Source organism: Gemmobacter nectariphilus DSM 15620, from assembly GCF_000429765.1.
Classification (GTDB): Bacteria; Pseudomonadota; Alphaproteobacteria; order Rhodobacterales; family Rhodobacteraceae; genus Wagnerdoeblera; species Wagnerdoeblera nectariphila.
In genome coordinates, this window is record NZ_AUCM01000008.1 from 67864 (window position 1) to 82447 (window position 14584).

11 protein-coding genes are annotated in these 14584 nt (G+C 67.5%); 6 read left to right on the plus strand and 5 right to left on the minus strand.

Features of this window, described 5'->3' with window-relative positions:
• Positions 1 to 78 precede the first annotated feature (78 nt).
• The gene (locus G481_RS0109515) at positions 79 to 1365 is read right to left on the minus strand and encodes a homoserine dehydrogenase (RefSeq protein ID WP_028029827.1); all 1287 of its coding nucleotides are present in this window, start codon (positions 1363 to 1365) and stop codon (positions 79 to 81) included.
• Positions 1366 to 1555: 190 nt separating this feature from the next.
• Between G481_RS0109515 and G481_RS0109520 the strand changes: the two genes are divergently transcribed.
• Positions 1556 to 3154, plus strand: coding sequence for a bifunctional metallophosphatase/5'-nucleotidase (locus tag G481_RS0109520; RefSeq protein WP_028029828.1), 1599 nt, complete (start codon positions 1556 to 1558; stop codon positions 3152 to 3154).
• 328 nt (positions 3155 to 3482) lie between these two features.
• Positions 3483 to 4871 (plus strand): right-handed parallel beta-helix repeat-containing protein, encoded by a 1389-nt coding sequence (locus G481_RS0109525; protein ID WP_028029829.1) that lies wholly within the window; start codon positions 3483 to 3485, stop codon positions 4869 to 4871.
• On the opposite strand, the gene G481_RS0109530 is transcribed toward G481_RS0109525, so the two are convergent.
• Positions 4792 to 5715: a LysR family transcriptional regulator gene (locus G481_RS0109530; protein ID WP_028029830.1), complete on the minus strand. Its 924-nt coding sequence runs from the start codon at positions 5713 to 5715 to the stop codon at positions 4792 to 4794. The two genes, G481_RS0109525 and G481_RS0109530, sit on opposite strands and share 80 nt — an antisense overlap.
• A gap of 90 nt (positions 5716 to 5805) precedes the next feature.
• On the opposite strand from G481_RS0109530, the gene metF reads away from it, so the two are divergent.
• Positions 5806 to 6675: a methylenetetrahydrofolate reductase [NAD(P)H] gene (metF, locus tag G481_RS0109535; protein WP_028029831.1), complete on the plus strand. Its 870-nt coding sequence runs from the start codon at positions 5806 to 5808 to the stop codon at positions 6673 to 6675.
• Positions 6676 to 6851: 176 nt separating this feature from the next.
• Here the strand turns inward: metF and G481_RS0109540 are convergent, their stop codons facing one another.
• A complete protein-coding gene (locus G481_RS0109540) occupies positions 6852 to 7598 on the minus strand; it encodes a rhomboid family intramembrane serine protease (RefSeq protein WP_028029832.1) in 747 nt (248 codons plus the stop codon).
• Between the two features lie 224 nt (positions 7599 to 7822).
• Positions 7823 to 11308: a bifunctional proline dehydrogenase/L-glutamate gamma-semialdehyde dehydrogenase PutA gene (gene putA, locus G481_RS0109545; RefSeq protein ID WP_051294436.1), complete on the minus strand. Its 3486-nt coding sequence runs from the start codon at positions 11306 to 11308 to the stop codon at positions 7823 to 7825.
• Positions 11309 to 11412: 104 nt separating this feature from the next.
• On the opposite strand from putA, the gene G481_RS0109550 reads away from it, so the two are divergent.
• Entirely contained in the window at positions 11413 to 11877 is a 465-nt protein-coding gene (locus tag G481_RS0109550) for an Lrp/AsnC family transcriptional regulator (RefSeq protein ID WP_084450817.1), read from the plus strand.
• A gap of 91 nt (positions 11878 to 11968) precedes the next feature.
• Here G481_RS0109550 and G481_RS0109555 read toward each other — a convergent pair whose 3' ends face one another.
• Positions 11969 to 12283: a DUF6476 family protein gene (locus G481_RS0109555; RefSeq protein WP_028029835.1), complete on the minus strand. Its 315-nt coding sequence runs from the start codon at positions 12281 to 12283 to the stop codon at positions 11969 to 11971.
• Between G481_RS0109555 and G481_RS0109560 the strand changes: the two genes are divergently transcribed.
• Positions 12282 to 13325 carry an RluA family pseudouridine synthase gene (locus tag G481_RS0109560; protein ID WP_035025712.1) on the plus strand — a complete coding sequence of 348 codons (1044 nt, stop codon included), beginning with the start codon at positions 12282 to 12284 and terminating at the stop codon, positions 13323 to 13325. The two genes, G481_RS0109555 and G481_RS0109560, sit on opposite strands and share 2 nt — an antisense overlap.
• Positions 13326 to 13536: 211 nt before the next feature.
• Complete coding sequence (gene rpoH, locus G481_RS0109565; RefSeq protein WP_028029837.1) at positions 13537 to 14433, plus strand: RNA polymerase sigma factor RpoH; 897 nt, start codon at positions 13537 to 13539, stop codon at positions 14431 to 14433.
• The last annotated feature ends 151 nt before the right edge of the window (positions 14434 to 14584 follow it).

Here is a 14584-nt window from a genome sequence, read left to right on the forward strand (position 1 = left end):
CGCGCACCGCCTTCCGCGGCAGCGCAGCCGAGCGGGGGCTCGATGCCCCCCGAGGCTGCCCCCCCCTTTGCCAGGCGCTCAGACCGCCTCGATGCGCAGGGCGACAGGTTCGCCCACCACGACGCCGGTCGCCGGCAGGCGCGACAGTGCCAGATCCAGCGCATCGCGGGTGCAGCGGTGGGTGACGATCAGCACCGGGGCGGTCTCCTCTTCGTGGCCGCGCTGGCGCATCCGGTCGATCGACACGCCCGCCTCGCCCAGCACGGTCGCCACCTTGGCCAGCGCGCCCGGCTTGTCCTGCAAGGTCATGCGCAGATAGAACGGCGCGGGCGCCGCAACCGCCGCCGCAACCGGATCGGCCAGCGTCACTGCCGGCTGGCCGAAGACCGGGATTTTCAGCCCGCGCGCCAGATCCATCACATCGCCCATGACGGCGCTGGCGGTCGGCCCTTCGCCGGCCCCTGCCCCGCGCAGCACGATCTGGCCGACGGCCGCGCCTTCGATCACCACCATGTTGGTGCCGCCCTGCAACTGGCCCAGCGGGCTTTGCGCCGGGACGAGGCATGGCGACATGCGCTGTTCCAGCCCCCGCCCGGTCATCTGCGCCACGCCCAGCAGCTTGATGCGATAGCCCATGTCGGCCGCGTGGCGGATATCGGCAATGTCGATCCGCCCGATCCCTTCCAGCTCGACCGCGCCAAAGCTGACGCGCGTGCCAAAGGCGATCGCCGCCAGCAGCGACAGCTTGTGGCCCGCATCGATCCCGTCGACATCCAGACTGGGGTCAGCCTCCAGGTAGCCCAGCGCGCGGGCTTCCTCGAACACGGTCTCATAGGGCAGACCCGCGGTTTCCATCCGCGTCAGGATATAGTTGCAGGTGCCGTTCATCACGCCCATCACCCGCTTGATGCGATTGGCGGCCAGCCCTTCGGTCAGCGCCTTGATCACCGGGATCCCCCCGGCGACCGCGGCCTCGAACCGGATCGAGCGTCCGGCAGCCTCGGCCGCCTCGGCCAGCGCCTGGCCATGATGAGCCAGCAGCGCCTTGTTCGCCGTCACCACATCCTTGCCGGCGGCGATGGCGGCCTCGGTCGCGGCCTTGGCCGGTCCGCTGTCACCGCCCATCAGTTCGACGAACACGTCGATATCGGCGCGCCGGGCCAGGGCGACGGGATCGTCTTCCCAGCCATAGGCCGAAAGATCCACCCCCCGGTCCTTGCTGCGGCTGCGCGCCGAGACGGCGACCACCTCGACCCGGCGCCCGGCGCGGGCCGCGATCAGATCGCCCTCGGTCTGGATCAGGCGGATCACCCCCGTTCCGACAGTTCCGAGACCGGCAATGCCAAGGCGCAGGGGGGCAGTCATGAGAGGCTCCGTCATATCAATGCACATCCGGGCTTTAGCCGCTTGGCCGGACCCGTGCAATGCACTCTGCCTGCTTTGCAGCCGTCATCGTGTTGTCATGGCGCCGGGCTAGGCGATGGAGGATGGCGCCCTTTGACAGCCGGTCCCGGTGACAGCAAAGTAACGGCCAGATGACAACAGGAGGTTTCCCATGACGTTCCGATTCCTCGCCTCGGCTGCGGTGCTTGCGCTTTCCGTAGGCACGGCCCTGGCGGACTACAAGCTGCATGTGCTGCATATCAACGATTTCCACAGCCGGATCGAGGCGATCAACAAGTACGATTCCACCTGCACCGGCAAGGATGTCGAGGAAAACAAGTGCCTTGGCGGGTCGGCGCGCCTGTTCACCAAGATCAACGAGCTGCGCGACAGCCTGAAGGCTGCGGGCGAAAATGTGATCGTGCTTGATTCGGGCGACCAGTATCAGGGCAGCCTGTTCTACACGACCTACAAGGGCGATGCGGAAATCGAGATGATGAACCGCATCGGCTTTGACCTGATGGCGGTCGGCAACCATGAATTCGACGACGGCAACGAGGGGCTGGCCAAGCTGGTCAACGGCGTCAAGTTCCCGGTGATCTCGGGCAACCTCGATCTGTCGCAATCGGCGCTGCTCAAGGGCAAGGTCGGGCGCACGGCGGTGCTGGACGTCGGCGGGCAGAAGATCGGCTTTGTCTCGGCGCTGGCGACCGATACGGTGGAAACCGCCTCGCCTGGCGCCGATGTGATCTTCCAGGACGAGATCGAAAGCCTCAAGGCGCAGGTCGCGGATCTGGAAGGCCAGGGGGTCACCAAGATCCTGGCGCTGACCCATGTCGGTTATGTCAAGGATCAGGAAATCGCCGGCACCGTTGCCGGCGTCGATGCGGTGATCGGCGGGCATTCGCATACCTACCTGTCGGCCAGCGATCCCAAGCGCCAGGGCGCCTATCCGACCTGGGTCGCGGCGGGCAACAGCTCGGTTCCCGTGGTCACGGCCTATGCCTATGGCAAATACCTTGGCCATCTGGTGCTGACCTTCGGCGATGACGGCGCGCTGAAATTCGCCGAAGGCGATGTGATGCTGCTCGATGCCGCGGTCACCCCGAATGCCGAGATCGAGGCGCGGGTCAAGGAGCTCGGCGGCCCGATCGAGGCGCTCAAGACCAAGATCGTCGCCGAGGCCAAGGCCGACATCGACGGCGGGCGCGACACCTGCCGCCAGCAGGAATGCACCATGGGCAATCTGGTGGCCGATGCCATGCTGGACCGGGCCAAGGATCAGGGCGTGACCATCGCCATCCAGAATGGCGGCGGGCTGCGCGCCTCGATCCAGGCCGGTCAGGTCAGCATGGGCGGCGTTCTGGCGGTGCTGCCGTTCCAGAACACGCTGTCGACCTTTCAGGCCAAGGGCTCGACCATCCTGAAGGCGCTGGAAAACGGCGTCAGCCAGCTTGAGGATGGCGCAGGCCGCTTTGCCCAGGTCGCGGGTCTGAAATACTCCTTCGACCCGGCCGCGCCCAAAGGCAGCCGGGTGTCCGACGTGATGGTCCGCAAGGGCGATGGCTGGGCCCCGATCGAGGCCGAGACCGTCTATGGTGTCGTGACCAACAACTATGTCCGCCAGGGCGGCGACGGCTTCCGCATGTTCGGATCCGAAGGCATGAACGCCTATGACTTCGGCCCGGATCTGGCCGATGTGGTCGCCGAATACATGGCCAAGACCGGCCCCTATACCCCGGCGCTGGACGGGCGGATCACCCGCAAGTAAGCGCGACGCCAGACCTGTCAGGGGCCGCCACCGCGCGGCCCCTTTCGCATCTTGGGGCGGTCATCCCGTGGTGCCCGCCGCGCACCCGCCCGGGGCCGGGCGCTCTCTGGCTTGGGTCGGATGCCTCCGGCGGGGATATTTTCTTCAAGGCGAAAGGGGGGGGCGCGCCTTGTCTTTCACCTTGCTACAAATACCCATTCAACGGACCGGCTCGCGCGGCGCCACATGGCATGTGCCCCCCGTTCCGCCCTGCCCCGGCCCTGCCAGCGCCCCAATGCCCGGCTATTCTCGGGTTGGTATGAGGGCTGGTAACAGGGGGGGAGGTCAGATGATTCGGCAGGTCATGTTCACCCTGCTGACCGGGCTTGCCCTTGCAGGCAAGGCGCCAGCCACCCCCGGCACCATGCCCGTCATGCCCGCGCCCGCCCAGATCGACGCCTTGCGCACCCGGCTGCATGAGGCCCCGTTGCCGGCCATCGCTCCTGGCAAGGTCTTGCTGGCCCCCGTCAAGGGCATGCGCACCGTCGGGGCAATGTATGACCGGCTGAAACCCGTGCCGCCGCTCTGGCGTGGCCGCGCCATCGTGCTGGAAGGCGGCAGCTTTGATCTGCCCGCCATCGCCGCCGCGCTGCCCGAACCCGGCTGGCTGGACTGCGCCGCGCGGGCCTGCACCTTGTCGGCCCCGCTGATCGTGGCCGGCGATACGGCCCTGAGCATCGACGGGATCGACCTGATCCTCAGCCAGGACCATGGCGCGGCGATCCTGTCCTGGGGCCGGTTGACCATCAGCGATGCCACCTTGCGGGCCTGGAACCTGGCCAAGGATGCCCCGGCCGAAACCGACGACAAGGGCCGGGCATTTCGCCCCCATGTCGCGGCTTTCGCTGCCAGCCACACGCTGATCCGCCGCTCGGACCTGCGCCACCTGGGCCATCAGGGCGCCATGTCCTATGGGCTGTCCTTTGGCACCGAAGGGCGCAGCGGCACCGTCAGGGCGCATCCTTCGGTCGACATGATCGGCAACCGGCTGCTGGATGTGTATTTCGGCTTTTTCAGCTTTGATGCCGATGGCGTCACCATCATGGACAATCATATCGCCGAAAGCCACGTCTATGGCATCGACCCGCATGACGACACGCGCAACATGTTCATCCATGGCAATTACGTCATCGGCGCGCGGCGCAGCCACGGGATCATCCTGTCGCGGCGCATCCACAACACGATCGTCAGCTACAATGTCAGCGCCGGGAACAAGAAGGCAGGGTTCTTTCTGGACAAGTCCTGCCACGACGTGCTGATCACCGGCAATGACAGCTTCCTCAACGGCACCGAGGGGCTGGCCCTGCACGAGGTGCAGCGCGTCGCGGTGATCGGCAACCGCTTTCACAACAACAGGGCCGACGGCATCCGGCTGCGCGCCTCGTCCCAGATCTTGCTGGACGGCAACACCGTCACCGCCAATGGCAAGCACGGGCTGCGCGCCTATGACTGGACAGGATCGAAGCGCCAGCCGAACACGGAAGAACAGGGCCAGATCGGCCCGATGCGCGTGGGCCTGATGGGCAACCGGGTGCATTCCAACGCGCGCGGCGATTGCCGGCTGAGCGGGGATGCCAGGGTCACCGCCGGCCAGCCCTTCATGTGCCCGCTGCCGCTCCTGCCACAAGGCCAAGCCTTGCCGGCTCGCTTCGGCCCAGCCGCAGGAAATCGGCCATGAACGGCAGGCCCGCGTCCTCGTCGCGCACCGCAGCATAAAGCCGGCGCGAGGGGCGCCCGGCCAGCGGCAGGATGGCGTAATCGGGATTGCCCTCGACCTGGCGCAGCACCCAGTCGGGCAGCACCGAAACCCCGCGGTCCGAGGCGACCAGCATCAGGATGACCGCCGTCAGTTCGACCTGCCGCACCGCGCGCGGCTCGACCCGGGCGGGGGCCAGAAGTTCGGTGAACACATCCAGCCGCGTGCGGTCCATCGGATAGGTGATCAGCGTCTGTTCGCGCAGATCCTCGGGCACGATTTCGGATTTCTGCGCCAGCGGATTGGTGGCCGCGACCACCAGCCGGGGCTCATAGTCGAACAGCGGGTGAAAGGTGATGCCCGCCATCGCCTCGGGGTCCGAGGAAATCACCGCGTCCACCTCTTCGCGCGCCAGGGCTGGCAGGGCGTGAAAGGCAAGGCCGGGGCGGATGTCGACATCCACATCGTGCCAGGCCCGGCGAAAGGCCGACAGCGTGGGCAGCAGCCAGTCGAAACAGGCATGACATTCGATGGCAATATGCAGCCGGCCCGACTTGCCCTCGCGCAGGGCGCGGAATTCGTCCTCCAGCGCCTCGACCTCGGGCAACACGCGTTCAGCCAGCCGCAACATGCGCAGACCCGCCGCCGACAGCCGCATCGGCTTGGCACGGCGCACGAACAGATCGACGCCGGCCTGTTCCTCGATCCCCTTGATCTGGTGGCTCAGCGCGGATTGCGTTATGTTCAGCACGTCGGCCGCCCGCGCCAGACCGCCCTGGCGGTGGATTTCACGGATGGTGCGCAGGTGTCGCAATTCGATATGCACCTTGAGCTTGCCTCATGTTGATCTTGCACATTATGAATTTGTCGCAGGTTCCAAACTCTGGCACAAGGGACCGCCACAAGGAGAACCATCATGTCCGTGCCCCCGCGTATCTCGTTCGAATTCTTCCCGCCGCAGTCGCTGGAAGCCTCGTTCAAGCTGTGGGAAACGGTGCAGATGCTGGCGCCGCTGAAGCCGGGCTTCGTGTCGGTGACCTATGGGGCGGGCGGCACCACCCGCAAGCTGACGCATGAGGCGGTGGCAGCCATCGGCAAGAACTTCGGCCTGAACGTTGCCGCCCACCTGACCTGCGTCGATGCAACGCGTGCGGAAACGCTGGAGATCGCCGCGCAATATGCCGAGGCCGGCGTGCGCGAAATCGTTGCCCTGCGCGGCGATGCCCCCAAGGGGGCCGAGCGGTTCACCCCCCACCCCGAGGGCTTTGCATCCTCGGTCGAGCTGATCGAGGCGCTGGCGGCAACCGGCAAGTTCACCCTGCGCGTCGGCGCCTATCCCGAGCCGCACCCCGATGCGGCCGATGCCATGGCCGATGTCCGCTGGCTGAAACGCAAGTTCCAGGCCGGCGCCACCAGCGCGATCACCCAGTTCTTCTTCGAGGCGGAAACCTTCCTGCGCTTTCGCGATGCCTGCGTGGCCGAAGGGATCACCGGGCCGATCATTCCCGGCATCCTGCCGATCGTCAGCTGGGAGGGCACCAAGCGCTTTGCCGCGCGCTGCGGCACCGCGGTGCCGGCCGGGCTGGACGAGGTCTTTGCCGCCGCCAAGGCCGAGGGCCGCGAAGAGGCGCTGTCGATCGAGCTGTGCGTCAAGCTGTGCGAGCGGCTGATCGCCGAGGGGGTCGAGGATCTGCATTTCTACACGCTGAACCGGCCCTATCTGTCGCGCGATGTCTGCCTTGCGCTTGGCGTCGCGCCCGAAGCCGGGCTTGGCAAGGTCGCCTGAGCCCCGGCCCCTGACGCCCGTTCGCCCCCCAGCCGCAAGGCTTCGGCCAAGGCAGGGATTCGCCTTGAGACAAATATCCTCGGGGGTGAATGCGCGCTTGCGCGCAGAGGGGGCAGACGGCCCCCTTGCGCCATGGGCCAGACAGAGCCTGGATCAGGTCGATATCCTGATCGCGCCTAGCGCCGACGGCGGACCACCGGAATACGGGATTTCGTCAGCTCGTATTCCAGACCGGGATGCGGTGGCAGGCCATGGTTGACGCGCCAGAAGGCCGGCCCGCCCTTGCGCAGCCAGAGCGGGAAGGTCAGCAGCATCCCGGCGACAAACCCCCCGGCATGGGCCCAATAGGCAACGCCGCCCTCGTCTCCGGTCACGGAAAATCCGCCGACGATCTGAAAGCCGAACCACAGGCCCAGCATCACCCAGGCCGGAACCGGGAAGATGCGGAAGAAGATGATGATGATCACCAGAATGTCGACCCGCGCCCGCGGGAACAGCAGCAGATAGCCGCCCAGAACCCCGGCAATCGCGCCCGAGGCCCCGACCATCGGCACCGGCGAGAACGGATCGGCTGCAATCTGGATCGCCGCCGCCGCAAGCCCCGAGGCCAGGTAGAACAGCAGGAAGCCAAGATGCCCGAAGGCATCTTCCATGTTGTCGCCGAAGATCCACAGGAACAGCATGTTCCCCGCAATATGCGCCCAGCCGGCATGCAGGAACATCGAGGTCAGAACCGTTTGCCAGTCCTGCCCCATCACGATCCGCTCTGGCACCATGCCCCAGGCATCGAACAGCACAAAGGCCGCGTCTTCGTTCGGAAGCTGCAACCAGGTGCCCAGAAAGACGGCAATGTTGATCGCCATCAGCGCCCAGGTGATCCATGGGGTGCGGCCGGACGGGTTATGATCGCGGATCGGGAACATGGGGCCACGCTGCCTTGCGGCGGGGGCGGCGTCAAGCGTCTGGCGATCCCTGGCCACAGCACCGGGACGGCGATGTAGATGGGTATTTGAGGCAAGATGATGCCAAGGCGGGTCGTGTGCGGCCTTCGGCGCGCAAGCCGTGACCAGCTTGCCTGCCCCCAGGCGGCGCGCCTCGTGGCAGCGGGCGCGCCGTGGGTATTTGAAGAAAGATGAAGCAGGCGCCGTCAGCCCGAGGCGGCCAACAGTTGCGCATTGCCGCCCGAGGCCGTGGTGTCGATGCAGACGTGACGTTCGACGCGCACCCAGGAGCTATCGGGCATCTCGCGGATCAGCGGCAGGATCGGGCCGGGGCGGGCCGCCAGCGCCAGTTGCAGCGCCTGGGTGCTGGTCGGATCGCCCCACCAGACGGCGGCGGCAAAGCCTTGCAGCGTGGTCAGCGCCGCAGGCTCCAGCGCGCCGGATACCTCGAGCGCGGCGCCCCCGGCCGCCCGGACCGCCGCCGCCTGCGCCGCGGCTGCCTCGGCCCCTGGCCCAAGGCACAGGATCGGGCCGCGCGCATGGCTGGTCAGCCGGTTCGATTCCCCCGTCGGCCCTGGCAGATCCTCGTTCGACAGGGCAGCTTGCGGCACATGCAGCCGGTTCAGCGCCAGTTGCACCTGCGCTGGATCGGCGGCGCGGCCGGACGGGCCGCCAACCCCGGCCTCACCTCGCGTGAAGCGGCCAAGATAGCCCGGCCCGCCCGCCTTGGGGCCCGTGCCAGACAAGCCCTCGCCGCCAAAGGGCTGGCTGCCGACCACGGCGCCGATCTGGTTGCGGTTCACATAGGTGTTGCCGGCGTGAATGCGCTCGACAATGCGCTGCACGCGATCGTCGATCCGGCTGTGCAGCCCAAAGGTCAGGCCATAGCCGGTGGCATTCACCGCGTCGATCACCGCATCCAGATCATGGGCGCGGAAGGTGGCCAGATGCAGGACCGGGCCAAAGATCTCGCGCTGCAGATCCGCGATGCCCCTCACCCGGATCACTGCCGGGCCGACGAAATGCCCCGTCTTGGGCGCGGCCAGCTGCCTGATCAGCCGCCCGTCTGCCCGCGCGGCCTCGACATGCGCAGCGATCCCCGCCGCCGCCTCGGCGTCGATCACCGGGCCGATGTCGGTGGCCAGATCCCAGGGGTCGCCCAGGGCCAGCTCGTCCATCGCGCCCAGCAACATCTCTTGCACCGCCGGCGCGATGTCCTCCTGGACATAGAGGCACCGCAGCGCCGAACAGCGCTGCCCTGCCGACTGGAAGGCCGAGGCGATCACATCGCGCACCGCCTGTTCGGGCAGCGCGGTGCTGTCCAGCACCATCGCATTCAGCCCGCCGGTTTCGGCGATCAGCACCGCCTCGGGCGCCTTGGCGGCCAGCGCCCGGCGGATCGCCTGCGCAGTTTCGGTCGAGCCGGTAAAGGCCACACCCGCCACCCGCGCATCGCCGGTCAGCGCGGCCCCTACCGATCCATCGCCTGGCAGCAGCTGCAAGACCGCGCGCGGCACCCCGGCCCGGTGAAGCAACGCCACCCCAAGCGCCGCGATCAGCGGGGTCTGCTCGGCCGGCTTGGCCAGCACGGCATTCCCGGCCGCCAGCGCCGCCGCGACCTGCCCGGTAAAGATCGCCAGCGGGAAGTTCCAGGGCGAGATGCACACGAACACCCCGCGCGCCGGCCGCCCCAGCCCTTCGGCCCCATCGGCATAATAGCGCAGGAAATCCACCGCCTCGCGCAGCTCGGCCACCGCATCGGGCAGCGTCTTGCCCGCCTCGCGCGCCAGCATCGCAAAGATCGGCCCGAACTCGGCCTCATAAAGGTCAGCCGCCCGGCGCAGCACCGCCGCCCGCTCGGCCGGCGCCGCGTCCCAGACACGCGCCGCGCCAAAGGCCGCGCCCACATCCGCCGGGCTGGCCCACTGCACCTGCCCTGCCCCCTTTGCCTTTTGCCAAATACCCCCGCCGGAGGCTCCCGCACCCCCCACCAGCGCCTCCGCCGGATCGGGCACGCGCACCGCCGCCACCGGGGCTGCCTCACTGGCCAGCACCGGCGCGGCCGCAAAGCAATGATCCATCCAGGGCGCGCGCGCGGCCTCGATCCGGGCCAGATCGCCCGCATCGGTCAGATCAAAACCGCCCGAATTGCGCCGCGGGGCAAAGATCCGGGGTCCGGTGGCCAGCGCCGGGTTCGGGCCGATCCTCATGGCCTCCAGCGCCGTCAACGGGCAGGCGGCGACCTCCTCGGGGGCGATCTCCTCGTCGACGATCCGGTTGACGAAGCTCGAATTGGCCCCGTTCTCCAGCAGGCGCCGCACCAGATAGGCCAGAAGGTCGCGATGCGCGCCCACGGGGGCATAGATCCGGCAGCCGGTGCCGCGATCGGCATGCACGATCTCGTGCAGCCGCTCGCCCATGCCGTGCAGGCGCTGGAATTCGAACGCCGCCTTGTCCACCCCTTCGGCCCGCGCCATGTCCAGAACGGCCGCGACGGTATGGGCATTGTGGCCGGCGAACTGGGGATAGATCCGGTCGGTCATGCGCAGCAGTTTGCGCGCGTTGGCCAGATAGCTGGCATCGGTCGCCTGCTTGCGGGTGAAGACCGGAAAGCTGTCCAGCCCCAGAACCTGGGCGCGCTTGACCTCGGCGTCCCAATAGGCGCCCTTGACCAGACGCACCATGATGCGCCGGTCCAGCCGGGTGGCCAGCGCATGCAGCCAGTCCAGCACCGCCCCGCAGCGCCGGCCATAGGCCTGCACCACCACGCCAAAGCCGTCCCAACCGCGCAGGGCCGGATCCTTCAGCACCTCCTCGATCACCTCGAGCGACAGGGCCAGCCGGTCCGCCTCTTCGGCGTCGATGTTGAAGCCAAGGTTCGCAGCCCTCGCCAGCCCGGCCAGCGCGCGCACCCGGGGCACCAGTTCCTCCATCACGCGCGCGCGTTTCGCGACCTCATAGCGCGGATGCAGGGCCGAGAGCTTGACCGAGATGCCGGGATTGGTGCGGATGTCGGGCGATTTCGCGGCGGCGGCAATCGCGGTGATCGCCTTGGAATAGGACAGGTGATAGCGGCGGGCATCGGCCTCGGTCCGGGCCGCCTCGCCCAGCATGTCGTAGCTGTAGGTATAGCCCCTGGCCTCCAGCTCGGCGGCGCGCTTCATCGCGGCCTCGATGGTTTCGCCCAGCACGAACTGGCGGCCCATCTCCTTCATTGCCTGCCCGACGGCGCGGCGGATCACCGGCTCGCCCAACCGCTTGATGGCACCGCGCAGATGCCCGGCAATGCCCGGCTCGCGCTCGTCCAGCACCTTGCCGGTCAACATCAGGGCCCAGGTCGAGGCATTGACCAGGCTCGAGGCCGACTTGCCCAGATGCTTGCCCCAGTCCGAAGGCGCGATCTTGTCCTCGATCAGCGCATCCATCGTCTCGGCGTCGGGCACGCGCAGCAGCGCTTCGGCCAGACACATCAAGGCGATGCCTTCGTCGGTGGACAGGCCGTATTCGGCCAGGAATACCTCCATCAGCCCCGGTTTCGCCGAGGCGCGGATGCGGCGCACCAGATCGGCGCCGGCTGCGCTGATCCGGGCCCGATCCTCGGGGGCAAGGCCGGTCGCGGCGATCAGATCGTGCAGCAGCGCGGTTTCGTCGCGCAAGGAATCGTGGGTGATCGACGGGGGAAGCTTGGTCATGGCAGGGCGCTCCGGTTTGTGCCATGATACCGCAGGTTCGGCGGCCGATTGTCCCGATCTTGCGCCAACAGCAGTCTGATTGCCTGAAGATGGGAGAATTGACGATGCAAACAGCCTCTGGCGACCTGGACCGTTTCGACCAGGCGATTCTGCGCGTTCTGGCGACCGAGGGGCGCATTCCGGTGACCGAGCTGGCCCGCCGGATCGGCCTGTCGAAAAGCCCGACCCAGGCGCGGGTGAAACGGCTGGAGGAGGAGGGCGTGATCACAGGCTATCGCGCCATCCTTGACCCGATCCGGCTGGGGCGCGCCCATGTGGCCTATGTCGAGGTGAAATTGTCCGACACGCGCGAGGCGGCCTTGCAGGCGTTCAACCGCGCGGTGCTGGCGGTGCCCGAGGTCGAGGAATGTCACATGATCGCCAGCCGCTTCGATTACCTGCTGAAGGTCCGGACCGCCGACATCCAGGATTATCGCCGCGTGCTGGGCGAGCGGATTTCGGCGCTGCCGCATGTGGCCTCGACCTCGACCCATGTGGCGATGGAGGCGGTGAAGGAAGCGGCCTTCTGAGGCAAGGGCGAGGGGCCAGCCCCTCGCGCTCCCCGCCAAAGGGGCTGTCTGCCCCTTTGGAATCCCCGAGGGTATTTCGGAAAAGGCAAGATCAGGGGCGGGTCAGGGTGATCGTCTGGCGCAGCTTTCCGCTGGCGCGGTCATAGATCAGGATGCGGTCGTCGGTGGTGGTGATGCCGATCCAGTCGGTGCCCTGCGCGATGGACAGGGCGGTTGCGCCCTGGGGCAAGGTCAGGGTTTCCGGCACGGGCGCGGTCTGGCGGCCGGGGAAACGGGTGACAACCACGCCGACCAGCGTTATGACGCCCAAAATCATGCTGGCGGTCAGGCCGATCACCAGCCATTGCAGCAGACGCACCGAGGCAGGCAGCGCGGTGCCCGTGCCGTCGTCCGGGGTATGAGCCATGGTGTCCGATCCTTCCAGCGGGGTTTTGCGGGTTGTTCTGGGGGACGATCCGCCTGCGCGCCTTGATAAGGCGCTTGCCCGGGATGTGCCAGAGGAGGCGGCGCTGTCACGCTCGCGCCTGGCGCGGCTGATCGCCGACGGGGCGGTGACGCGGGATGGCGCGGCACTGGGCGCCAAGGACAAGGTGGCCGAGGGCGAGATCATCGAAATCCGCCTGGGCGCGCCCGAGCCGGTGGAAACGGCGGCCGAGGATATTCCGCTGGTGGTGGTCTGGGAGGATGCCGACCTGATCGTCATCGACAAGCCCGCTGGCCTGGTCGTTCACCCGGCCGCCGGCAATCCGCGTGGCACATTGGTCAATGCCTTGCTGCATCATTGCGGCGACAGCCTTTCGGGGATCGGCGGCGAGCGGCGGCCCGGCATCGTGCACCGGATCGACAAGGACACCTCGGGCCTGCTGGTTGCGGCGAAATCCGACCGCGCCCATCATGGGCTGGCCGCACAGTTCGAGGCCCATGACGTGCACCGGCATTATCTGGCGCTGGTGCATGGCGTGCCCTCGGTGGGCGATCCGCGGCTGCGCGGGCTGGCGGGGGTGTCGGTCGAGGCGGGCGGAGTGATCCGCATTGCGACGCAACTGGACCGGCACCGCAGCGACCGGCAGAAACAGGCGGTCGTCACCCATGGCGGGCGCCATGCGGTGACGCGGGCGCGGGTGGTCGAGACCTATGGCGCCCCGCCCGCGATCGCGCTGGTGGATTGCTGGCTGGAAACCGGGCGCACCCATCAGATCCGGGTGCATCTGGCCTATGGTGGCCATGGGCTGGTGGGCGATCAGACCTATGGCGGCCGGCGCAAGGCGCCTGCCCGCGCCCTGGGGGCAAGCGCGGCGGCGGCAGTCGATGCCTTTCCCCGTCAGGCGCTGCATGCGGCAACGCTGGGCTTCGTGCATCCTGTCACCGGCGAGACGCTGAATTTCGAAAGCCCGCTTCCGGCCGACATGGCCGGGCTGATCGCCGCGCTTGAGGCCCCCCGCACCTGAGCCTTGCGGCTCACATCCGGTGACAAGCGCGTGAAATCGGTGAAATGCGGCGGACCGCATGGCCCGAATGCGCCATTGCTGCGTATAAGGATCAGGAGTTCCGCAAAGCCTGCGATCTTGAGCCGGCGCCGCGCGATGCTTACGTTAGCGTCAACACCGGCGAGGCGCCCGCACATGGGGCTGCTGCGGACCGAACAGGGATAGAATGAACATGAGCACCTATGCCAACCTTCCCGCCCCCAGTCCCGAACAGGGGCTGAACCGTTACCTGCAGGAAATCCGCAAGTTTCCGATGCTGGAACCGGAACAGGAATACATGCTGGCCAAACGCTGGGCCGACCATCAGGATGCCGAAGCCGCGCATCAGCTGGTCACCAGCCACCTGCGTCTGGCCGCCAAGATCGCCATGGGCTATCGCGGCTATGGCCTGCCGCAGGCCGAGGTCATTTCCGAGGCCAATGTGGGCCTGATGCAGGCGGTCAAACGCTTTGACCCCGAAAAGGGCTTTCGCCTTGCCACCTATGCCATGTGGTGGATCCGCGCCTCGATCCAGGAATATATCCTGCGGTCCTGGTCGCTGGTGAAGCTGGGCACCACCTCGGCGCAGAAGAAGCTGTTCTTCAACCTGCGCAAGGCGAAATCGCGCATCGGCGCGCTGGAAGATGGCGATCTGCGCCCCGAGAATGTCGCCCGCATCGCGCATGACCTGAACGTCAGCGAATCCGAGGTGGTGGACATGAACCGCCGCCTCTCGGGGTCCGACGCCAGCCTGAACGCGACCGTCGGCTCCGAAGGCGAGGGCACGGCGCAATGGCAGGACTGGCTGGAGGACGAAGACGCCGATCAGGCCGGCGCCTATGAGGCGCGCGACGAGATGGAGGCGCGCCTGTCCCTGCTGACGCAGGCCATGGATGTGCTGAACGATCGCGAACGCGACGTGCTGACCCAGCGCCGTCTGGTGGACGAGCCCGTGACGCTTGAGGATCTGTCGGCCCAGTACAAGGTCAGCCGCGAACGCATCCGCCAGATCGAAGTGCGCGCCTTTGAAAAGCTTCAGGCCCGCATGACCGAACTGGCGCGCCAGCGCGGCATGCTGGAAACCGTCTGACAAGGGCTGCGGCGGGGCTGATCGACAGCCCTGCCGCGCCCGAGGCGCCGCCACGCTGCGCCCCGATTGCCGCACCGGCCCAGGCAGGGATCTGGCCGCGCCGCGAAAATGCCGAAATCCGGTGTCACCCTCGCGCGAGTCAGTCCTGCAC

Excerpts from the sequence above, each read along its gene's own strand:
- G481_RS0109515 (WP_028029827.1), bottom strand. The coding sequence starts at position 1,365 with ATGACTGCCCCCCTGCGCCTTGGCATTGCCGGTCTCGGAACTGTCGGA.
- G481_RS0109520 (WP_028029828.1), top strand. The coding sequence starts at position 1,556 with ATGACGTTCCGATTCCTCGCCTCGGCTGCGGTGCTTGCGCTTTCCGTA.
- G481_RS0109525 (WP_028029829.1), top strand. The coding sequence starts at position 3,483 with ATGATTCGGCAGGTCATGTTCACCCTGCTGACCGGGCTTGCCCTTGCA.
- metF (WP_028029831.1), top strand. The coding sequence starts at position 5,806 with ATGTCCGTGCCCCCGCGTATCTCGTTCGAATTCTTCCCGCCGCAGTCG.
- G481_RS0109540 (WP_028029832.1), bottom strand. The coding sequence starts at position 7,598 with ATGTTCCCGATCCGCGATCATAACCCGTCCGGCCGCACCCCATGGATC.
- putA (WP_051294436.1), bottom strand. The coding sequence starts at position 11,308 with ATGACCAAGCTTCCCCCGTCGATCACCCACGATTCCTTGCGCGACGAA.
- G481_RS0109550 (WP_084450817.1), top strand. The coding sequence starts at position 11,413 with ATGCAAACAGCCTCTGGCGACCTGGACCGTTTCGACCAGGCGATTCTG.
- G481_RS0109560 (WP_035025712.1), top strand. The coding sequence starts at position 12,282 with ATGGTGTCCGATCCTTCCAGCGGGGTTTTGCGGGTTGTTCTGGGGGAC.
- G481_RS0109555 (WP_028029835.1), bottom strand. The coding sequence starts at position 12,283 with ATGGCTCATACCCCGGACGACGGCACGGGCACCGCGCTGCCTGCCTCG.
- rpoH (WP_028029837.1), top strand. The coding sequence starts at position 13,537 with ATGAGCACCTATGCCAACCTTCCCGCCCCCAGTCCCGAACAGGGGCTG.